The organism is Bacteroides sp. AM32-11AC, from assembly GCF_003603515.1.
Taxonomy (GTDB): Bacteria; Bacteroidota; Bacteroidia; order Bacteroidales; family Bacteroidaceae; genus Bacteroides; species Bacteroides uniformis.
The window spans coordinates 40,867-64,684 of the sequence record NZ_QTNH01000012.1 but is presented as its reverse complement, the minus strand read 5'-3'; the positions used below and the strand labels follow the sequence as shown (position 1 = coordinate 64,684).

The 23,818-nt window shown below is 47.5% G+C and carries 12 protein-coding genes; 2 read left to right on the top strand and 10 right to left on the bottom strand.

The features are described from left to right. Positions 1–3: 3 nt before the first annotated feature. Positions 4–3,561, top strand: a complete 3,558-nt coding sequence (gene nifJ / locus DW800_RS14000) for a pyruvate:ferredoxin (flavodoxin) oxidoreductase (protein ID WP_005826291.1) — start codon at positions 4–6, stop codon at positions 3,559–3,561. Between the two features lie 90 nt (positions 3,562–3,651). Beyond that, positions 3,652–3,840, top strand: a complete 189-nt coding sequence (locus tag DW800_RS13995; RefSeq protein ID WP_005826290.1) for a hypothetical protein — start codon at positions 3,652–3,654, stop codon at positions 3,838–3,840. A gap of 62 nt (positions 3,841–3,902) precedes the next feature. Here the strand turns inward: DW800_RS13995 and DW800_RS13990 are convergent, their stop codons facing one another. The 10 genes from DW800_RS13990 to DW800_RS13940 all read right to left on the bottom strand — a co-directional run bounded on the left by DW800_RS13990 (position 3,903) and on the right by DW800_RS13940 (position 23,811). Next, positions 3,903–6,662 (bottom strand): substrate-binding domain-containing protein, encoded by a 2,760-nt coding sequence (locus DW800_RS13990; RefSeq protein WP_119958147.1) that lies wholly within the window; start codon positions 6,660–6,662, stop codon positions 3,903–3,905. A 71-nt stretch (positions 6,663–6,733) separates the two neighbouring features. Beyond that, the gene (locus DW800_RS13985) at positions 6,734–7,621 is read right to left on the bottom strand and encodes a carbohydrate kinase family protein (RefSeq protein ID WP_005826288.1); all 888 of its coding nucleotides are present in this window, start codon (positions 7,619–7,621) and stop codon (positions 6,734–6,736) included. A 234-nt stretch (positions 7,622–7,855) separates the two neighbouring features. Beyond that, entirely contained in the window at positions 7,856–9,022 is a 1,167-nt protein-coding gene (locus DW800_RS13975) for an MFS transporter (protein WP_005826285.1), read from the bottom strand. An 18-nt stretch (positions 9,023–9,040) separates the two neighbouring features. Next, positions 9,041–10,855, bottom strand: coding sequence for a GH32 C-terminal domain-containing protein (locus DW800_RS13970; protein WP_005826284.1), 1,815 nt, complete (start codon positions 10,853–10,855; stop codon positions 9,041–9,043). A 133-nt stretch (positions 10,856–10,988) separates the two neighbouring features. After that, positions 10,989–13,169 carry a glycoside hydrolase family 32 protein gene (locus tag DW800_RS13965; RefSeq protein WP_005826283.1) on the bottom strand — a complete coding sequence of 727 codons (2,181 nt, stop codon included), beginning with the start codon at positions 13,167–13,169 and terminating at the stop codon, positions 10,989–10,991. 4 nt (positions 13,170–13,173) lie between these two features. Next, positions 13,174–15,207, bottom strand: a complete 2,034-nt coding sequence (locus DW800_RS13960; protein WP_227212870.1) for a glycoside hydrolase family 172 protein — start codon at positions 15,205–15,207, stop codon at positions 13,174–13,176. A gap of 35 nt (positions 15,208–15,242) precedes the next feature. Beyond that, positions 15,243–16,727, bottom strand: coding sequence for a glycoside hydrolase family 32 protein (locus DW800_RS13955; protein WP_005826280.1), 1,485 nt, complete (start codon positions 16,725–16,727; stop codon positions 15,243–15,245). Next, the gene (locus DW800_RS13950) at positions 16,727–18,862 is read right to left on the bottom strand and encodes a glycoside hydrolase family 32 protein (protein ID WP_005826278.1); all 2,136 of its coding nucleotides are present in this window, start codon (positions 18,860–18,862) and stop codon (positions 16,727–16,729) included. The genes DW800_RS13955 and DW800_RS13950 overlap by 1 nt, the downstream gene beginning before the upstream one ends. A gap of 73 nt (positions 18,863–18,935) precedes the next feature. Then, positions 18,936–20,720 carry a RagB/SusD family nutrient uptake outer membrane protein gene (locus tag DW800_RS13945; RefSeq protein ID WP_008663960.1) on the bottom strand — a complete coding sequence of 595 codons (1,785 nt, stop codon included), beginning with the start codon at positions 20,718–20,720 and terminating at the stop codon, positions 18,936–18,938. 19 nt (positions 20,721–20,739) lie between these two features. Further along, entirely contained in the window at positions 20,740–23,811 is a 3,072-nt protein-coding gene (locus DW800_RS13940; RefSeq protein ID WP_008663961.1) for a SusC/RagA family TonB-linked outer membrane protein, read from the bottom strand. Positions 23,812–23,818 lie beyond the last annotated feature (7 nt).

The following is a 23,818-nucleotide window of genomic DNA, read 5'->3' as shown; positions in this document are numbered from 1 at the left end:
GTTATGACTAAACAGAAGAAATTCATTACTTGTGATGGTAACCAGGCTGCTGCACATATCTCGTATATGTTCTCCGAAGTAGCTGCCATCTACCCCATCACCCCCTCTTCTACGATGGCTGAATACGTAGACGAATGGGCTGCCGCAGGTCGCAAGAACATCTTCGGCGAAACAGTATTGGTACAGGAAATGCAGTCAGAAGGTGGTGCTGCAGGTGCCGTCCACGGCTCTCTGCAAGCCGGTGCGCTGACTACTACTTACACAGCTTCACAAGGTCTGTTGCTGATGATCCCGAACATGTACAAGATTGCCGGTGAATTCCTGCCTTGTGTATTCCACGTATCAGCACGTACATTGGCAAGCCATGCACTGTGTATCTTCGGTGACCACCAGGACGTTATGTCTGCACGCCAGACTGGTTTTGCCATGTTGGCCGAAGGTTCTGTACAAGAAGTTATGGACTTGGCAGGTGTTGCCCACCTAGCCACCATCAAGGCCCGTGTTCCGTTTATGAACTTCTTCGACGGCTTCCGTACTTCTCACGAAATCCAGAAGATTGAAATGTTGGAGAACGAAGACCTCGCTCCGCTTATCGACCAGGAAGCTTTGGCTGAATTCCGCGCACGTGCATTGAACCCGATGAACCCGGTTGCCCGTGGTATGGCCGAAAATCCTGACCACTTCTTCCAACACCGTGAATCTTGCAACAACTACTATGAAGCAGTTCCGGCTATCGTTGAGGAATACATGAACGAGATTTCCAAAATCACAGGCCGCAAGTATGGTTTGTTCGATTACTACGGTGCAGAAGATGCAGAACGCGTTATCATCGCCATGGGTTCTGTAACGGAAGCTGCCCGCGAAGCTATCGACCACCTCGTTGCCAATGGCGAAAAGGTTGGTTTGGTTGCCGTTCACTTGTATCGTCCGTTCTCTGCCAAGCACTTCCTTGCCGCCGTTCCCAAGACTGCCAAGAAGATTGCCGTACTGGACCGTACGAAAGAACCGGGTGCTAACGGCGAACCGTTGTACCTCGACGTAAAAGACTGCTTCTACGGTGCAGAGAATGCTCCGGTTATCGTAGGCGGCCGTTATGGTTTGGGTTCCAAGGATACTACTCCTGCTCAAATCCTCGCCGTTTACAAGAATCTGGCTATGCCGATGCCGAAGAACCACTTCACTATCGGTATCGTGGACGACGTTACCTTCACTTCTCTGCCCCAGGAAGAAGAAATCGCATTGGGCGGCGAAGGCATGTTCGAAGCCAAATTTTACGGTTTGGGCGCTGACGGTACAGTAGGTGCCAACAAGAACTCCGTAAAGATTATCGGTGACAACACCGACAAGCACTGCCAGGCCTATTTCTCTTACGACTCCAAGAAATCAGGCGGTTTCACTTGCTCGCACCTGCGTTTCGGCGACACTCCTATCCGCTCTACATACCTGGTAAATACGCCTAACTTCGTGGCTTGCCACGTTCAGGCTTACCTGCACATGTACGACGTAACCCGCGGCTTGCGTAAGAACGGCTCTTTCTTGCTGAACACCATCTGGGAAGGCGAAGAGCTTGCCAAGAACCTGCCTAACAAGGTGAAGAAGTACTTTGCACAAAACAATATCACTGTTTACTATATCAATGCAACCCAGATTGCACAGGAAATCGGTTTGGGCAACCGTACCAACACCATCCTGCAATCCGCATTCTTCCGTATCACCGGCGTTATTCCGGTTGACCTGGCTGTAGAACAGATGAAGAAATTCATCGTTAAGTCTTACGGCAAGAAGGGTGAAGACGTTGTCAACAAGAACTACGCAGCAGTTGACCGTGGCGGCGAATACAAGCAACTGACCGTTGACCCGGCTTGGGCCAATCTGGCAGACGACGCCAAGGCTGAAAACAACGATCCTGCATTCATCAACGAAGTGGTTCGTCCTATCAACGCACAAGACGGTGACTTATTGCCGGTATCCGCTTTCAAGGGTATTGAAGACGGTACTTGGGAACAAGGCACTGCCAAATATGAGAAACGTGGTGTAGCCGCATTCGTTCCCGAATGGAACGCTGAGAACTGTATCCAGTGTAACAAGTGTGCTTACGTTTGTCCTCACGCTTCCATCCGTCCGTTCGTACTCGATGCTGAAGAGCAGAAGGGTGCCAACTTCACTCAACTGAAGGCTGTAGGTAAAGCATTCGACGGTATGACATTCCGTATTCAGGTAGACGTTCTCGACTGTCTGGGTTGTGGCAACTGTGCCGATGTCTGTCCGGGCAACCCGAAGAAGGGTGGCAAGGCTCTGACTATGAAGCACCTCGAAAGCCAATTGCCGGAAGCTGCCAACTGGACCTACTGTGCTGAAAACGTGAAGAGCAAACAACATTTGGTTGACATCAAGGCCAACGTGAAGAACTCTCAGTTCGCTACTCCGTTGTTCGAGTTCTCAGGCGCTTGCTCCGGTTGTGGTGAAACTCCGTACGTTAAACTGATTTCCCAGTTGTTCGGTGACCGCGAAATGGTAGCCAACGCAACAGGATGTTCTTCCATCTACTCCGGTTCAGTACCTTCTACTCCTTATACCAAGAACGAAAAAGGTCACGGTCCTGCTTGGGCAAACTCATTGTTCGAGGACTTCTGCGAATTCGGTCTGGGTATGGAGCTTGCCAACGAAAAGATGCGCGCACGTATCGTGAAGGCTATGGAAGATGCCATCGCAGCAGAAGGAACTCCGGCTGAATACAAAGAAGTATTCCAGGCTTGGATTGAAAACATGTACGATGCAGACAAGAGCAAGGAACTGGCTGAAAAGATTATTCCGATGGTAGAAGCTGCCAAAGACAAGTGCGACAGCTGCAAGACTATCGCCAGTCTGTCTCAATACCTGGTAAAACGCAGCCAGTGGATTATTGGTGGCGACGGTGCCTCTTACGACATCGGTTACGGTGGTCTCGACCATGTAATCGCAAGCGGTAAGGATGTCAACATCCTCGTACTGGATACTGAGGTTTACTCCAACACAGGCGGTCAGTCTTCCAAGGCTACCCCGGTAGGCGCTATCGCCAAGTTTGCCGCTGCCGGTAAGCGTGTACGCAAGAAAGACCTCGGTCTGATGGCTACTACTTACGGTTACGTATACGTTGCCCAAATCGCTATGGGTGCCGACCAGGCTCAGACTTTAAAGGCTATCCGTGAAGCAGAAGCATATCCCGGTCCGTCACTCATCATCGCTTACGCTCCGTGTATCAACCACGGTCTGAAGGCAGGTATGGGCAAGAGCCAGGCAGAGGAAGAAAAGGCCGTTAAGTGCGGTTACTGGCACTTGTGGCGTTACAACCCGGCTCTGGAGGCTGAAGGCAAGAATCCGTTCACGCTGGATAGCAAGGAACCGGATTGGAGCGGATTCCAAGACTTCCTGAAGGGTGAAGTTCGTTACGCATCCGTAATGAAGCAATATCCGCAGGAGGCCGACGAGCTGTTCAAGGCTGCTGAAGAAAACGCTAAATGGCGTTACAATAGCTACAAGCGTCTTTCCAAAGAAAATTGGGGCGCTGAAGTTACAGAGTAATTCCGATTACTAAATAAAGAATAGAGGCTGCTCCTGAATAAGGCGTAGTCTCTATTTGTTTTTAATTAACAATACTAAATATCACAGGTTATGATTGGATTTATCATTTGGATTATCGGTGTGGTTCTGTGTGTCAAAGCCGTACTTGAAATCATGAAGTGGCCGGTAGACGGCGTGAAGAAACTATTAGTTGCAATTATCATCCTGCTCACAAGCTGGATTGGAATCTGTGTTTACTACTTCTGGGGAAGGGAAAACCTGCCTCAAATACTGAAATAAGTTCCAGTATCATTTACAGAAGTAAACAGACGTGTATTAAGAACAAGGGGGATAGACAACAGCTATCCCCTTCTTTTCAGAAACTCGGTAGGACTCTCCCCAAACTGTTCCTTATAGCATTTCGTGAAATAGGAAGGTGACGAAAAGCCCACTTCATAGGCAATCTCCGCTACCGTCATGTCAGAGGAGGCAAGCAGTGAGGCAGCCTTTTTCAACCTCATCTGGCGCAGCAGCTCATTCGGCGAATAGTTGGTCAGCGATTTCAGCTTACGGTAAAGCTGCACACGGCTCATACCCATATTCCGTCCCAAATCCTCCACATTGAGTTCCGCATCTTTCATCCTCTCCTCGACAAGCGATTTGAAGCGGGAGACGAAACCCTTATCCAAATCACTGATGGCTTCCTTCTCGATAGTCTGGTTATCTCCGAAGAACTGCCTCAACTGACGGCGGTTTGCAATAAGATTGCGGACACGAGACAAGAGCAACTGCGAATTGAATGGTTTGGAAATATAAGAATCGGCACCGCCATCATAGCCCTGGATACGCTGTTCGTCCAGCGAGCAGGCCGTCAGCAGAATCACCGGGATATGGCATGTCTGCAACTCCCCCTTCAAGTGGCGGCAGCATTCCACACCATCCATACCGGGCATCATTACATCGGAGATAATCACATCCGGCACATACTTCATGGCCAGCCGGATACCCTCTGTCCCGTCCGCAGCATCCAATACACGGAACTCGTTCGACAGAAGTGACTTCACATAGGTGCGAATATCCGCATTATCGTCAATTACCAGCACAGTAGGACAATCAGCCTCAACCACCTCTTCGCATGCCTTCACTTCCGTATCTATCAGGGTGGACGACACGTCCTTCTCTTCGGCAGGCAACGTCACTATGGTGGGATGGTACTGCGAAACATCCTGCTTCGGGAAAGTGACGGTGAAGGTAGTACCCTTATCATCACTGTGTGCCGCAATGTTGCCACCATGCATCTCTACAAAAGCACGTACCAGCGCAAGACCGATACCGGTACCTGCCTGATGTCCGTCCACTTGATAAAAACGCTCGAAGATAGCTTCCACATCGGTCGAAGAAATGTAACTGCCGGAATTGAAAACAGACAAGCTATAGTTCTGCTCTGTCATTGACAAGCGTATAGCTATCTTCCCATTCTCCGGCGTATACTTCACGGCATTGGAGAAGAGATTGAAGTAAATGCGCTCCATCTTCTCCGCATCTGCCATCATCCGGAAGTCCGTATCGGGAGATGCCTCAAAGCTGAAAGCAATATGTTTCTTCAGCAACGCCATGCGGAAAGAGTCGTTCCAGCCCCGGAAGCTGTCGAGCAAATCAAAAGGTTCGAGATGGAGCTCCATGCGCCCGTTCTCCACCTTCCGGAAATCAAGTATCTGGTTGACCAGGCGAAGCAGGATATACACATTCTTTTTCATCAGCTCGAGGAGCTGGCGCGGCTGTCCGTCGAGGGTGCGGTTGGCAAGAAGCTGCTCTATGGGATCGGCTATCAGCGTCAGCGGAGTACGGAAATCGTGTGAAATATTCGTGAAGAACACCAGCTTGGCGTGCGTAGCCTCCTCCAGTTCATGGGAAAGCTGTTCCAACTGCGACTTCTGCACTTCCAACAGTTCCTTCTGCTGTATCAACTGAGTTTTCTGTTCTTCCAGTTTCTTTTTCTGCATGGACAGCTCACGGTTCAACCGGTTCTTGGCACGCAAGGAGAGGTAGACAGCCACCAACAAACCGACCAGCAACAATAGGGCGGACAGACTACCGTACAAGACAACCTGCTGCGTGGCATAACTGGCCAAATACTGGTTTATCTTTCCGTTCAGGGTTTCTATCTTTCCATCTAGGGTGCCGATGTGGGCGGTCTGCATCTTCATGATGAGAGCATTGTCGCGGTCGACGACGGAAGTGCCCAGGATAGTTTCACGGGGAAAATCACGCTTGTTCAGGATATCCATGGCAATCTGCATCACGCGGTCACCACCGGTAGGATATATAAACGTGGCATCCAGTTCGCCGGCAAGCACTTTCTCCACTCCATAGTCTTTGCCGGACAGGGCGTCTATGCCGATGAACCGCATATCCTTTTCCCGCCCCTCTCGGGCAGCGGCAGCATAGGCTCCGGCCGCCATACGGTCATTCTGCGCATACACCAGGTCGATATGCGGAAAGCGGCTCAGCAGAGTATCCATTTTCTCTCCGGCCTTGAGTTGCAACCAGGCACCGTCTTCAACGGCCAGCAACCGGATACCGGGATAAGCGGATATAGCCTTCACAAATCCTTGATGACGGTCTACGGCAGGTGTGGAGCCCACCAAACCTGAGATTTCCACCACATCTCCCTGCCCATGCAGCACATTGGCCACATACTCTCCCACAGCTTTCCCTATCTCGTAGTTGTCTGCACCGACGTAGGCCGTGTATTTGTCCGAAAGGATTTTACGGTCCACTACAATCACCGGAATGCCCCGGTTGTATGCCTCCTCCACAACCGGAGTTATCGGAGTGGCTTCATTAGGGGCCACAATCAGCAGATCCACCCCTTCGGCTATCAGCTCACGAATGTCTTTTGCCTGACGGTCATTATCGTCGACAGCAGTACGGATGTCCACCTCCACATCCTCGTAGAAATGGGCTTCACGGAGTATCTCACTGTTCATCTGGCGCCGCCATTCATCCTCGCTACATTGGGAAACGCCGATACGGAAACGTGCCTCGCGCCGGGAGCAGGCAACCGCCACTCCCCAAAGCACGAGCAGAAAGAATAAAATCCGAAGGTTATGCTGTCTCATCTTCACTTTCCTCTGATTTAAGATTGCAGATGAGCAAAGATAACGAAAAATGTGAAAAGAATAAGAAAAATCTATGCCAGCCTTTCTTTCAAGGCCACCGGCAATTCCGGCATGGCACCGCTCTGGGTACATACATAGGCAGAGACTTCCACCGCCAGTTTATGGGCATCGGGCACCTGCTTCCCGCTGAGAATGGCAGCGGTGAAGGCTGCCGTGAACGAGTCACCGGCTCCAACGGTGTCCGCCACCGGTACCTTGGGCGTCTCCTGGAAGGAAACCACTCCCGGAGTGAACACATAGCTGCCGTTCGTTCCACAAGTCAAGATAAGCATTTTCAGGTTATATTTAGCCAGCAGAATCCAGCATTTGTCCTGCAAGTCGATGCCCGGGTAGCCGAAAATACGGCTGATGGTCACCAGCTCCTCATCGTTTATCTTGAGGATGTTGCAGCGGCGCATGGATTCGCAGAGTATCTCTTTGGTATAGAACCCTTGGCGGAGATTGATGTCGAATATCTTCAGTTGCCCCTCCGCATCGGGCATCGTGTCGAGAAAACGGTTGATGGTGATGCGGCTTGTTTCACTGCGTTGCGCCAAAGAGCCGAAACATACGGCACGCGTGTTCAGTGCCAGACGCTTCAGTTCGTCGGTAAAGGGAATGTTGTCCCAGGCCACGCCTTCTTTTATCTCATAGCACGGCACGCCCACGGCATCGAGCGTCACCTGCACCGTTCCCGTGGGGTAAGGCACGCGCTCAATCTGCGTGCGCAGCCCCTTCCGGGCGAACACATCCAGAATCTCGTCCCCATCCGCATCGGCACCTACGGCACTGACCACACGGCTGTCGAAACCAAACTGCGATGCATGGTAAGCAAAGTTTGCCGGAGCACCGCCTATCTTCTTTCCTTCGGGGAGGCAGTCCCACAGAGCCTCGCCCATACCTACTATTATCTTATTCATAATATTATATTGTTTAATGAATGATATATTTTATTCACGGCAAACTCAATGTCCTACCCACTGCAAACCTAATAAAAAAGTTCCTAACTATAGAATGAAAAGTTGCCAATTATCTATTAAAAAGTCTCTAAGAACTAAGGATTATCTCTATCCCAAGGCTTGGGATAGACATCCGCAACCTTGGGACAGATATCCGCAGCCTTGGGATATGTGTCCGCAGCCTGCGAACAAAGATTACCGCTTCATACGCAGCATATAGAAGAACAAGTACACTACCCCTACCGTCATCACAGCCACGGCACCGCTTTGTCCTACAGCATCACTTGCCAAGCCCATTGCTATCGGAAATACCGTACCGCCGAAGAGCCCCATAATCATCAAACCGGAAACCTCGTTCTTCTTTTGTGGCATAGCAAGCAACGCCTGAGAGAAGATAACCGGAAAGATGTTCGAATTGCCGAAACCGATAAGGGCAATGCAAATGTATATCATTGTCTTTTCATGGAAAACGAACAACCCTACCATCGCAGCCAACATACATAACACGCTGATGCCGAAGAAGGTTCGGGGAGCCATCTTCTGAAGAATGAAGGCGCCGAGAAAGCAACCCGCCGTGCGGAAAATGAAGTAAAGGCTGGTGGCAAAGCCGGCATCGGCCAGCGTCATGCCCAGACGCTCCATCAGGATTTTGGGCGCTGTGGTATTCGTACCTACATCAATGCCCACATGGCACATGATGCCCAGGAAGCAGAGAAAGATAAACGGCTTGCCCAGCAGGGCGAGGCACTCCCCGAAGGTGGAAGGGCGTCCCTCTTCCTTTTCCTCGCGGATGGAAGTACCGCTCAGCCAGAGAATGGCAATCACCGCAATAACCATATAGACCGGGAACAGCACCCTCCAGCCCATGCCCAGAGACGGAATGGCCTGCGTAGCTCCCCACATGGCGATGTATGGAGCCAGAAACGAAGCAATGGCTTTTACAAACTGTCCGAAGGTGAGCGTACTTGCCAGCCGCTCGCCGCTTACGATATTGGAAAGCAGCGGGTTGAGCGACGTTTGCATCAGCGCATTGCCGATGCCCAGCAATGAGAACGAGAGCAGCATCAGCACGTAGCCGTCTCCGAAAACCGGGAGAAGCAAAGAGGCAAACGTGATGACAAGGCTGAGAAGCACCGTCTTCTTGCGTCCGATGCGGTTCATCAGCATACCCGTAGGTACGGAGAAGATGAGGAACCAGAAGAACACCAGAGACGGGAATATGTTGGCTTGCGAGTCGGTCAGGTTCAAGTCGGCCTTCACGTAGTTGGAGGCGATGCCCACCAAATCCACAAAGCCCATGGCGAAGAAGCAAAGCATGACCGGAAAGAGCTTTGCCAAGGAAGAATTCTTAGTATTTTCCATGCTGAAGATTATTATCTGTTATTTTAATCCGAGTTTGTACACAGTAAACGAGGTGACATTGCAGCTTCCACCTTTAGCATAGAAACTGATGCGGTTGTAAGGTTCCGACGGGAATACAAGATTTGTCATGGCAAAACGTCCGTCGTTGCCAAACGCTTCAATGCTCGACTTGTCTACGAACAAGCGGAGTTTCATTTCATTGCCACCCTCGACAGGAGCCACGGTCACTGCAGGGAAGTCCTTGCTGAACGACACCTCACCACTCTCGGTACGGTCCATGGTGAACGTCTTTTCCGCCAGGTTATAGTACATCTCCACCTCCTCGCCTTTCGAGTTAAAGAGCTGGAATCCTATCACATCCGCATCCTTGTTCTTGATGGTCATTTCGATTTCATACGTTCCGGAATTGTCATTCAGCAGTTTGTCCAGATTATACGTGCGGTCTACCTTGAAAGCACGCTTCTTGCTGCCTTTATCCCTCAGTTTCAGCAATTCGGGAGACGGGGTTACCTTTACATAGGTTTCACCCTCCGAGGTATAGAGCGAAAGGTCGCGCGGCACGGAGTTGGCACTACGGTATTGGCGGGTGGGCACATCGTTGGCATATTGCCAGTTGCTCATCCATGCCAATGCAATGGCACGTCCTGCAGGAGCATTGCTCCAAGTGACAGTTGCATAATGGTCTTTTCCCCAGTCCATCCATTTCGTCACTGCGGGAGACTCGTTCACGAATCTCTTTCCGTCAAATGTCCCCACGAAATATTGTGTGGCAGAGCCACCGAACGGTCCACCCGGATTGAGGTTACAGACGAGTACCCACTTCTTCAGTTCCGTACCTTCAACCGGCAGTTCAAGCAGGTCGGGACACTCCCAGACTCCGCCGTGAGCACCTTGTCCTTCACCGAATTTGCTCTCCAGCGTCCAGCTCTTCAGGTCGGCAGAAGAGTATATCTCCATTTCCTGCCCTACGGCAAGAACCATGATCCATTTCTTGGTATCTTCGTGCCAGATGACTTTAGGGTCACGGAAGTCGCGCTGCGTGGAAGTCAGGATGGGATTTCGCGCATACTTCTTGAAGGTCTTTCCGTTGTCAAGGCTATAGGCCATGCTCTGCACTTGGCGGTCGCTTGCCGATGTATAGAAAGCAATGACGGCACCGGCACCGAACCCGGCCGTATTATCCTTGTCGACAACACAAGAGCCACTGAAAATTGTTCCCAGCGCATCGGGCGAAATAGCATCTCCGTGATGTTCCCAAGTGACGAGGTCCGTACTGGTGGCATGTCCCCAATGCATGTTCCCCCACATGGAGCCGTAGGGATTATGCTGGTAGAACAAATGGTAGACCCCGTCTTTGTAGAACATTCCGTTAGGATCATTCATCCAACCGTAAGCCGGGCTGAAATGATACACCGGACGGTACTTCTCCCGGTTCGAAACATCGAATTCATCCGACAGTTTCATTTCTTCCCAGCATAAGGCCGAATCCGGAATAAGCTGGAAGTTGAAAGAGAGATGTTTATTATCGAAGCCGGTCAAATCGACCGGAACAAAATAGTCAACCTTATTGACTGCCAATCGCACGTTCATACTGCGTACAACATCATTGTCCGCTATCATATACAATTTTGCCTCCGGAGAAGCCTCTTCCACCGGCAGCAGCAAAAACTTCTTCTGCTCGTCAATTTGGACGATACTCTGTCCGTCACCCAGATGTTTAATCACGAAAGGAGGATTTATGGCCTGGCATGTGAAGACAGCCACGGTAGTTCCTAATATAAATACGGTAAGCGTCCTTCTGATTGTCCGCCAAAAGTCTTTTAAATGAATCATGTTTCTGTTGGTATTAAATTAATTATGTTTTTCTAGCATGCAAAGATACGCCACCAAGCAGCAGGAGACTATCTTTTTTGTTTCAAAGCATACTACAAATGTTACATTCCATCCTTAAAAAGGTATCTGTATGTCACTGGGGAACATACATAGAATTCAATTCATGAATTGTCAACTGTTTCAACTTTGTTTGTCCGCCTTCAACTGATATGGTGACAGAAGGAGTGTTTTTTTCAATCAGATGATAGAAAGCAGCAGACAGTGCTCCTTGATTGACGAAGATTTCTACAGAAGCAATATCCGACAATATATCCAATTCAATTCTTCCTTCATTGGGCTTTAGCACCATCTGCTTCAAGGTTTCCCCATTCTCTTTCTCAACAGTGAGTATCTGTTTGACAGAATCGTAAATCAAATTCAAACCATTAATATCAAAAGCCAATATCTGCGCATCAACACTATCTACAGCAAAACCCGTTTTCAGATAGAAGGCAGGAGTATTCAACTTTGTCGTGAAACAATTCTTTTCTTCAACTACCAGACTCTTCCAGATGTACTTTCTCCCATATAATAAAGCGAGTTCATTTACCGGCATACTTTTTAAGACATATCCTTTATCAACCCGATGTAATGTTAATTCACGCGGAAAGGACATTTGTTGATTGAAAGGCATATCCGGGAAATTACTTCCGTTCATCCATGCTATTTGTATTCTTCGGTCATCTGGTGCATTACTATATGTTTGAACCGCATAATAGTTTGTACCACTATCCATTTTTACAGGTTTCGTCTCAGTCCGAAAACGATATCCATCAAAACTCCCAACCAAATAGGTACTGTTCGCCCCGGTAAAGACCCATTTCCGGACAGTAGGTTCATTGGTTACGGACATTTCAAAAAAGTCGGGACACTCATCCGCCCCCTCTAATTTAAAACGGTCCGTTTCAGTCCAATCCATCAAATTGGGAGATGAAAAGATAGCATACTCCTGCTTATCCAAGTACAATACCATAATCCATCTGCCAGTCGGCGTATGCCACGTCACCTTAGGATCACGATTGTACCTGACCAACGTGGGAAGTACCGGATTACCGGAAAAAGTAACCCAATTACGCCCCTTATCCAAACTATATCCTATACTTTGTGAATGTTGCAAATGCCGGGTGTGATACCCGAATCCACCTGCCGAAGTATAAACAGCAACCAATACTGTATCTCCATTTTGTTGACACCCCAGCGTATTCTTTTTATCAACAACTACCGAACCGGAAAAAATAGGTCCCAACGAGTCCGGATGTAATACATCCCCCAACTCAGTCCAATGTGCCAAATCCCGGCTCACAGCATGCCCCCATGTCATATTACCCCAAATACAGCCATAGGGATTATGCTGATAAAACAGATGCCACTCCCCTTCATGCCAAACCAGACCATTCGGATCATTCAGCCATCCCCGGCGAGAAGTAAAATGTACTTTAGGACGTAACGGTTCTTTATAAAACAAGTTCTCTTCCTTAGGAGTTTCAGAACAAAAGCATTGATTCAAAGCTTGCTCTACATTAGGACTCTTACTCGCCTCTATCCGTAATTCTTGCCCAATCCAATCCTTGACCTCCAATGTAACCCAATAATCAGGTTCATCGCCGCCAAGCTCCACTTCCATATTACGTACCATTTTATCACCAATCCATATATCCATCTGTTCTATAACCGCTCCCATCTTTACCGGAATATTCAAATAACGGTGAGTTACCAACATTCTTTTCGCAAAAATTTCTTTTTCCAATTTGGTATCAGACTGGTAGAAACAGTCGGCATTGATAAATCCCCAGCCCTCTTTTGATTGGTCCACTAAAACAATCCGGGCATTTTTTCCCATATATTCAGCAACATCCCAAGACTCATATTCCATGACACGTCTATTATACCCCGTACTTCTTTTCACCTCCTTTCCATCAATCCAAAGGGCTACATACTCCCGCTGATAATCAACACCCCCACCTATCAGAAAATTAACATATCTGCGTTCTATCCTGAAAAGAGGTGACTTCAATACACCGGTACCGGCATCTCCATTGACAAAGCTAGAAGCCATCCGATTTCCTTCAAACCTATTATCCCCCCATATTGACAAACGTTCCATAGAAACTGGTGAATTGCCAAAAGCATTTCCTTCCAATATCCAGTTTCCAAAAGTATCTCCTTCAAAATTATCTATCAGTAAATCATCCGGACGTAGTGCCATGTGAATATTTTGTGCCTGCATACTACAAACAGTAGCCAGTAGTAAAAGTATCAGTATCCTCTCTTTCATAATATCATTGTTTTTTCATAAGTTGTATAGCATCTAATCCAAACAAATTCTTCTCCTCAACAGCTTTTGGGTTAGCTCCTGACAAAGATATTTTCAAAGTCAATGCTCCACGCACCGGACTATAGCATCCTAAAGAAATAGGGTCAGAAAGAGTAACTTTTGTATCATATCCATCCCACTTTATATGTGTATCTTGTCCATTTACGGAAAAAGAAACTATGCCATAATCAGGAGCTTTCGTGGCATACACCACCAGTTGATAAGGACAGTCTTCCAATTGATTGAACTCAAACTCTACAGAATCACCCGGTTTTCCACCAATACACAAGAGTTGGGTTCCTCCACTCCATTGCCCGTCAACGAAACCAAGCATACTCTGCTTGTCAAAATGAATGGATGGAGAAGAGGCTATTGGAGTTGTTTCCTCAAATTCTATGCTATTTTCTCTTCGATATTTAGATAAATCGCCGGGAACGGGTAGCAAGTCTTGGGCTGCTTCCTCAAGTCCTGAAGTATCAACAGCTTTCGCTCCCATATCTCCATACCAGTAAACGGTAGTTGCATAATCTACAGTTCCCCTTACCCAACTCAACAATTCAATGTCGAAACGCAATAATGAAGAAAACGGTATACCGTCCAAATTCCTTGTACGGAAGAATGTATTATAACCGTGAGAACTCGCCTGGTCGGCACGGGGTGCGCCACCAAAAGGCGTTTGGAATATTACGACCGGAGCCCACGAACTATTGTAGTAATCTTCTGTTCCGGTACCGAAATGCGATGGAAAAACATCATCATCTACCCATATCTTTTCATCCCCTTCTCCGTACCAGGCACGCGAATGGTTATACAGAGTCAGGACATCCCCTTTGTATATGCCTCGTCCGGTCAATGTGGCAAAGTTCCACTCCCGGCAATTTGCATCATCATCCGGACGCTCATAAACCGGAAGTCCGGTCTGCTGGCGCCAGGAAGCATGGAAATAGAGGGAACGCCCTCCCCATGGCAAAGGTGCCGTTCCCACTTCCATACTCACGTCTGCAGTGTGTGCGGAGATATTTTGTAACAATAGTCTGCCTTCTGTCTTGTAGGGCATCAGCCAGCGGCTCACCACCTTGCCTTGTCCGTCTGCAGACAAGAACCAGCTATCAACAGCCGGAGCACCCATACCCCCTCCCGAATAATCCGAAAGAGGAACCCAAACCGTAGACCGGCCGTCAAAATCAGCCTTAAATATAAGATTGCGCATCAGTTGGGCATAAGCCGTAGAATCTGCATTCGCGAGCTGGAAACTGATTTCATAAACCGCATTTTCCCCTTGCGGCAGGTCAATCCACAAAGAATCGCCCGGCTGGAGCACCTGCCGCTTCTTGTCCACCTGCAAACCGGAACGGGATGCAGGATGCAGCAAGGCATCATCTACCTCTGAAATCTTTTTACCGACGCGGGCTACGGATGCCGCAGAGAAGGTTTCCACAGAAGTTCCTTCGGGATACTTGCGATAATTGATGTGATAGTATTTGGGAGTAGGCGCAATGCCCGGTTCGTCTTCAAATGTAATTTTACAACTCCGGGCAAAAGGGATGGGCAGGAAAAGAGTATTGCCGCCTTTCCCGTCCGGAGTATAGCTGGTGTGGGGTTGAAGCAGTCCCCTACCCAACCTGGGTATTCCGAAACGCATCAAATCATAGGCAGGAACTATCCATCCGGGAGTACTTTCGCCATCAAAATAAAATCTCCAAGTCCCACGCTTGTCAACTGTGGTTATCCAGATACGGGTAATAGCTCCAGGGCCCTTTTCATCGAACATCACACGTTCCACTCTCCCATCAACCGTATCCGTACAGACAATGCCATAGCCATCATTGTTGGCAAACCATCCCGGCGAATCGGGAGACACGGAGGAGCGGTCATAACTGCTGACTTGCAGGCAACGATATGGCACCAGCGGATAACGTGCGGATTCTTCTACAGATATCATTTCATCCAGCAAAGAGTCCAAAGTCACTTGTGCCGTATCCTTCACACAAGAGGCCATCAAAGGCAAAAGCAGCAATGCAAACAATAAATTCCTCATCTCCATATTGATTTAAGCATCCAGGCATCCAACTCCATCTTCGTCCCCTTCTTCTGCGCAAAAAGTTCGATACCGGTTTGAGCCTCGCCCGGATAGGTTAATAATGTGAATACATCCTTCCCGTCATTGGCAAAGATTTCAATACTCGATTTGTCTACAAATATATGCAAACGTATCTTATTATCTACCGGTTCCACCCTGGCATATGCCATACGGCTGAATTTAGGAATCTGCACATCGGAGCAATGGGTGCGGTCAATCACCAGATTATGTGAATCCGTATCATAGCTGACCACCACTTTGCGCCCTTCACCCACACACAAATTCAAGCCAAAGGTGTTGGATACGTCAGTAGAAAACGAAGCATCGAGTTCGTAGACATTCTCATCGGGAACAAAGCCGGGTAACCTCTGTGTTCCCACCGATAAAGCACGTTTCACCGATGCAGGCTTATGGCGAAGTGTTTGCAACTGTTCCACCGGTTTCTGCACCAGCCTCACGCCTTCCTTGTATGTCTTCAGTTCCAGATTACGGGGAATGGACCAGAAGCCCTTCCCATACTTCGATGGAGCTACCGGTGCATAGTCCCAGGTTGCAACCCAGCCCATCGAAATTTTGGAATCCAACGTTCCGTCAAAATCCTGAAATGTGCGGGATGCATAAAAGTCCAGCCCTTTGTCCACATATAGAGGCTCTGCAGGATGGTTCTCCATCAGCTTAAAAGAAGTGCCGTCGAAGTCTCCTATAAAATATTGTTCTTGCGCCCAGTTTACAGATACGACCATCACCCACCTTTTCTTGTCAGAATCCCCGTCAACCGGCAACTGGAATAAATCCGGGCACTCCCAAGACTTTTCACTGTCACCGGCAGGGCCAAAATCACTGGTCCAAGTCCAGCTCTTCAAATCAGGAGAGGTATAAAACTTTATTTTCTTCTCCAGGGCCTTGGCTACAACCATCACCCATTTTTGGGTCGGCTCGTGCCAGAAGACGGTAGGGTCCCTGAATTCCGTACTCCAAAGGTCCAGAACCGGGTTACCTTCATAATAATGAAATGTCTTTCCGTCATGACTGAAAGAGATGCCCTGCGCCTGTTTCTTGGAGTCCTTCTCAAAAACGGTGTAAGCCGCCACATAAGCCCCCTTGCCGAAGCCGGCCGTGTTGTTCTTGTCTATGACCGCAGAACCGGTGAAGTAACTGATATTGTCATCCGTTCCGGTCATGGCATAAGGGGTTATCTGTTGGTAATGTACCAAATCTGTAGATTCGACTTTGCCCCACCAGTACATATGATATTTACCCTGATAGTACATGAATCCCGAGGGATCACCAATCCATCCCTTCTCCGGACTGAAATGATACTGAGGACGATACGGCTCTTTGTATAAACTGTCTGAATTCATTTGTGCACCGGCAGACAATGTTCCTGCCAATAAAAGTGCACCCAATATAGCTGGTATCTTCATTTTCTGTATTTTCATTAAAAGTTCATCTTTACCTTTACATCTTTCAGTTTCCAAACTTCGGCAGCAACTTCCGTTGTTTTTCCATCAGAGAATAGCTCCAATAGCGTACTATTTTCTTTCAAAGGGAAGATTCTTGTAGTGAACGCATCTTCGTTATTAATAAATCCTTCCACTACAGAACCGTCAATAAACAAACGAATCTCCACCGGTTTAGCAGTATCCAACCGATAATGATCCTTACGAATCTTCAAAGGAATGTGTGCACGCAAGGAAGAATGCGTCTGGTCCACAATAAGTTCCTCCTTCTCCACATCATAATAAATCAGGCTATATTCGCTATTATCCGGATTCTTACACAATGTAAATCCAAACCGTTTTGCGTCACCGGGATAAAAAGTCGCCTTGACTTCAAGCTGATGTTCCCTTCTGCTCACAATGCACGGTTTCGCAGCAGTCAATGCCTGTCTGGAATAAACCGTCGGTTGTTCACGCAATTGTTTCATCACGGGATGGGGTGTTTGGCATAGTTTCCCATCTTTCAGCTGCCATCTTCTGGGCATACTGTAGAGATGTGCCCATCCTTGTTCATAAGTGGCCTCCCCTCCTATTTCATCGGGTATAATGGCAATGGCAGCAACATCCCCTTCCGGAGTCTCAACAACAGAGGGGGACAGCAAGCGATTGATGACCTCCAGATTTTGAGGGACTGGGTTGTCCGGTATAAACTTTTCATTCTTGAAATCTCCTATCCAATACTGGCAACGCGCAGGTATGCCTTTATGAGGAACCCTATTCACCAAAAGAACATATTTGCCGCCCATCTTCTTAAAGACCGGCATTTCCCAGAAAATACCGGAGTCATCCACTTCCGGATTGCCCTCAAACAGCAAATGTACAAAATCCCATCTCTTCAAGTCCGCCGATTTATAAAGCAGCAAAGCCCCGTGGGGTGTATCGGTCTGCTCAATGCCGAAACCGATAATCATATACCAGACATCACCCTCTTTCCAAACATACTGGTCACGCATGTCCGTACGGGTATATCCGGCAGGCTTCTCGGCAATAACCGGATTACCCGCATATTTCTCCCATTCTATCAACGCAGTATCTTTTGGAAAAGCAATACCCACTCCCATCTTGTCTCCACCGGCTGTGTATATCAGCTGGGGGATACCGTCATCATTGATAACAGCATGCCCGGACCATATTCCATTCTTGTCATAAGCAGCATCAGGAGTCAAAGCCGGCTTTTCCTCCGTCCAATGAAGCATATCGGGACTGCTGAAATGTCCCCAATTTATCTGTCCCAGGAAGATTGCAGAAGCATTCTTCTGATTGAATATATGATATTTACCTTTATAAAGAAGTAAACCATGCGTCTCATTCGTCCAGTTGGCAGCCGGCAACAGATGATAGCGAGGACGGTTGAAGTCCTTCGCAAAACGGGTTTCCGGAATAGCCAAAACCGGAGTCTTCTTCAATCCTAAGGCAATCTCGTCTCTCCATGCAGACGAATCATCGGAAAAGGGAGTGAGGCTTATCCCGTCAATCAACCCGTTTATAGCCGTAACATCGTACATCCAAACCTTCTTTTCCCTGAAATCCTTACCTACCCGAAACATCATTTCACCATCCTGCAAGTTCCGGGGCCATACCTCTGCACTCATCCTCTGTCCATTCAAGCAAACCGATTCATTACTCAAATCAAGGACCACATGCAGCCACTTGAAACGGTCGACTTTTGTCTTTAATGAACAGTAAGAGTATGAGCCATTCTGCCCCATTCCCAACAGCAGCTCACCATAACGGTCTACACATACCGCTACAGATGTTCCTGCCATGTCTCTGATTCCCATAAAGGCAGCAGTATCCGTCGGATAAGATTCCAGAGCAAACCATCCGGACAACGACGAAACATCTCCTTCCGTGGTTGTATCCATCCAAGTGGAATACCCGTCTGTACGAAGGGCTTTACCTTCGACTCCGGTAACAAATTCTGGTATTTCCTTTATAGTGTACAAATTCAACAATGACTTACCGTCACAGGAAAGTAAGGGGTCCTGCCCGTCAAACGACCATGTTTTTTGAGCAAAAGCTGCATTCAAAGAAAGCAATAGACAGCCTAATATAGAATAGGCAAAGTTTTTCATAATAAAAGATTGTTTAAAGGAAAAGAGGGAAACAAACGTTTCCCCTCCCTTACGTTTTTATTTCAAAATATAATTAGTTGAACGGAGCATAACCGGGATTCTGTACATACTTGCCTCCAGAAAATCCGTATTGATTGTTCGGAACCGGATAATACTCATCCTTTCCACCCGTAAAGTGCGCATTGGCATAATAAATGCGATTGTCCGACTCCGCGGTAATGTACTTGTTCATGGTTGTTTCCACTATGCCCCAACGGACTAGGTCGAAGAAACGTTCACCTTCCAAAGCCTTCTCCAGACGTGTTTCCCAACGGAGGGCCTGACGGGCATAATCCTGATTCCAGACATCAGCAGGATAAGGATTGACAAGGTAGTTGGCCGCATATTTGGAATGGTCGTTGAAATCCTTTACATAGGCGCTGTTCCGGGCACGATTGCGTATCTGATTAATCAAATCACGGGCAGTTTCGAGTCCATTGCCTTCATTGAGTTCAATAAGAGCCTCAGCTTTCCAAAGAAGAATATCCGCGTAACGTATAATCTGCCAGTTCAACTGTGAAGCCCCCCAAGGCCAGCCATTAAACATATCACTACTTTCCGGAGAAACCCAGAAGCGCTTCGCGCAATTATAGCCATAAGTATCCTTATCACGCACCCATCCCTCACACGGCTTGTCCGGATAAGTTTTCCAAGTTATAGTAGGACGGCCCACAACAAAATCGAGACGCGGGTCTACATTGGGAGTCGTGTTTTGTAAAGTATAAACCCCATTGTTCAATACCGCCCAACTATAATCAGACTTTGACTGATAATTAAAATCGGGCAGACCGTTTGCATCTGTCTGGTAAGCATTTATCAGATCTTGACTGGGCAGGAAGAAACCGTCACCTCCGTAAGGGCTGCCTCCACCCGGAGAATTCAACAGATTGCTCCAGTTGATGCGGCCGGCACTTTCGGTACCGTCATTCATGGAATATTGAATGGCAAAAACAGATTCTTTACCGTTTTCATTAGTTACTAAATCCAATCCCTGGAAATCGTCAAGCAAACCGTAACGGTTGCTGGCAGTCACTTGGTCGCAAAGCGAAACGACTTCCCTCAGCAGCTCTTTATTGATGGAAGTTACGGCATGCGTAATCTCATCTTGCTGATACGCCTGGTACAGCTTGATTTTAGCCGCATAGGCCAGTGCTATGTATTTATGAATACGCCCTACCTCCGGCTGTGATGCAGGAAGCTGTTCGGCGGCATCAAGCATCTCCTTGGCCAGCATACTCAGAATCTCGTCACGGGTAAACTCATTGTTCGGAATATCCGGATATTGGGAAATCTCAACGTTCTCATCAAAATAAGGTATCTTGTTGAAAAGGCGGCTTAATTCAAAATAATAATGGGCACGAAGCACTTTCATCTCCGCAATGCGGGATACACGTCCGTTTACCTGCTCATCTGTTGCAGCATTCAGTACGCGCAATGCAGAGTTACAACGCTGTACACTGCAATATAGATGATACCACTTGCTGTCCAAGAATCCATTGGTTGCATCCATATCAAATGTCTCCATACGGTGCACTTCATTAAGGTCACCGACACCACCACCGCCTTTATAGGCATTATCCGAACGCACCTCACCATAAGTCCAATTGGAAGTAGGATGACACCATACACTCCAACTCTGTCCCTCGGGACCACCCAAAGCTGCATACGCGGCATTCACTAAAAGGTCGGCACCTTCTGTAGAAGTCATAATATCTTCGTTCAAGCTACCCTGGGGCTTCAAATCCAGGAAACGGTCTTCATTACAGCTTGCAGTCATCAGCGCTACTGCGCCAAGCATATATAAATGTTTCAATTTCATAATAGTATAGTTTTAAAGTTTAGAAACCAAATGATAATCCCAAAGAGAACGTACGGGGCAACGGATAAGGATAGCCCAGACCTTCAGGGTCGGCACCCGTATAACCGGTAATCGTAAACAAATTCTGAGCCTGGAAATAAATGCGCGCATGACGCATCTTCATCTTGTCGAGAGCTGCTTTAGGAAGCGTATAACCCAATGTCAGGCTTTTCAGCTTGATATACGAACCATTTTCAATATAGAACTCAGAAACTTCGTGCTCATTGTTGCTGTTAAGGGTGGTTAAAGCAGGTACACTGCTATTGTAAACACCCGTCTTTTCAAAGTTCTCGTAGGCATGCATGGCATCGAGCAGGCGGGTAGAATGATTACCGGTCCAGCATTGGAACAAATCCGTATAATATTTGGAGTTGTTATAGGCATCACGAATCATACCGTTGAAGAACATGCTGAGGTCAAAGCCTTTCCAAGATGCCCCAAGATTCAGACCTGCAATCACTTTCGGATTGTCAGACCCCAACCATACACGGTCGTTCGTATCAATCGTACCGTTACCATCAGCATCCACGTATTTAATACGTCCTACTCCGGGAGCGCCAAACTGTACATTATATTTGGATTTATACTCATCCACCTCCTGCTGGGTACGGAACACTCCATCTGTCTTGAAGCCCATCCATGAACCGAACGGTTGACCAACCAAGGTCTTGTCAACACCATTACCGCCACCATAAGTATAGTAAATTTCTTCCGACAGCTCTGTCACTTCATTCTTGTAATATGAAAGGTTAAATGCTACATTATACTGGAAATCCTTCACCTTATCATTCCAGGTCAATGCCATCTCGAAACCTTTATTGTTCATCGTACCACCATTATACCAGCAGTAACCACCCTCGCCAATGACAGCAATATACGGTTTCTCTACAAGCATATCACTTGTCTTCTTATCAAAATAATCGAGAGAAGCACTCAGACGTCCATTCAGGAAAGCGGCGTCCACACCAATATTGAGTTGTCTTGTACTCTCCCACTTCAAATCGGGATTGGTAGACCTCACTTTGTAACCACCGGGAGCCAAAGTCGTTCCATCACCGTTCATGTTGTAGCTTGCATCCTTCAGACTAATCAAGTATTTAGTATAGGGGGCCTCATTATCAATAATATCGTTACCATTGATACCCCATGAAGCACGTAGTTTCAAATCTGCCAACCAATTCTTGGTCGCTTCCATAAACTTCTCACTTGAAATGCGCCAGCCTGCCGACACTGAAGGGAAGTAATCCACATTATTACCCTTTGCCAAGCGGGAAGAAGCATCACGGCGTACCGTAACAGAAGCCAGATACCGTCCTTCATAATCATAATTCACTTTACCAAAGTAAGACACCATGCCATAATTGGAAGCACCGGCACCTACATTCTTACCGGCAGTCACACCGTCGAGATAAATATAATCTTCATCTTCTACAGCCAGTCCCGTACCATAACCGAACATGGATTCCGAATGGTTCTTCTTGGCTTCTGTACCAAGAAGTGCAGTCAGATTGTTCTTTCCAAAAGCTTTGCTATAAGTCACGGTATTGGTCCATACCCAATCCAGTCTTTTGTTGGATGATTGAGTCAGCTTATTGACCTCATCGCGTGCCCATGCCGGCTCAAAAGTTTTGTTGGTTTCATCATAATAATTCATACCGAAATTGGTTTTCAGCACCAGGTTCTTAATCGGTTCAATTTCAAGGAATGCATTACCAAAGATACGCCAGTAATCATGTTTGTTCTGTTTTTCATTCTCCAACAAACGTGCCATATTGGGGGCATCACCCAAAACATCATTGATGGCATCGTTATAATTGCCATTCTCATCATAAACCGTCTTGGCAGGATGCTGTTTGATGGCATTCTCATCTACACCGGCCGGACTGAGGGTCTGTGTCCAACGATTGATAGCAACGTTCTCGCCGATGCGCAAGCGATTGTCAAGATAATGATAGTTAGAACTGATGCGGGTATTGATACGCTGGAAATTCGTATTCTCTACCAGACCGTCATGGTCGAGATAGTTCAACGCTAACGAGAAGGCACCATTGTCAGAGCCCTTTGAAAGTGTCGCACTGTAATTCTGCATCAAGGCAGTGCGATAAACCACATCGCGCCAATCCGTATCAACGGCATGTACTTTAGCTCCATTCAGGCCGATATAGTCTTGAAGTTGGGGAGTTGCACCATTACCATATATTTCGCTGCTTGGCGTAGCTCCATTATTGGCATACTTATAAGCCGACCAATAAACCTGGCCCCACTCATCTGCATTCAACATATCAAAGCCACATTGATAGGTCTGCAAAGTCAACGACATATCAAAATCCACACGGGTCTCCCCTTTCTTGGCACGTTTGGTAGTAATGATAATCACACCATTGGCAGCCTGTGCACCATAAATAGAAGCGGAAGCGGCATCCTTCAATACCTGAATGGATTCTACATCATTGGAAGAAAGGATAGACGAGATGTTCTCACGGGTCATCACACCGTCAATGACATAAAGCGGGGAATTGGCATCATTTCGGAAAGATGACTTACCACGGACCAATGTAGAAGTATTTCCACCGCCCGGTGTGCCGTCAGTCGTAATGTTCATACCGGCAACACGTCCCTGCAAGCTCGACAACACATTTCCCGTAGGAATATCTGCTACATCCTTCATCTTGACCACAGCCACCGAACCGGTCAAACTGGCCTTCTTCTCGGACATATAGCCGGTCACCACTACTTCATCAATCAACTGGGAATCTTCCGTCAACTCAATGCGTAAAGTGGGCTGTGCCTTTACTGTAACGGTTTTATATCCTATATAGGATACGGACAATGTGGCACCGGAAGTTACAGACAGCGTGAAATTTCCATCAATATCCGTAATTGTTCCATTGCTGTTGGAACCTACTTCCATGACAGAAGCACCGATAATGGATTCACCACTCGATTTTTCAACGACAGTACCTTTTACCTGAACTTGCTGGGCAAAGGAAAGAATGCCCACAAAAAGAAGCACAATTAGTGTGCAAAGCCTGAGACTAATGCTTTTCAACATATCTATT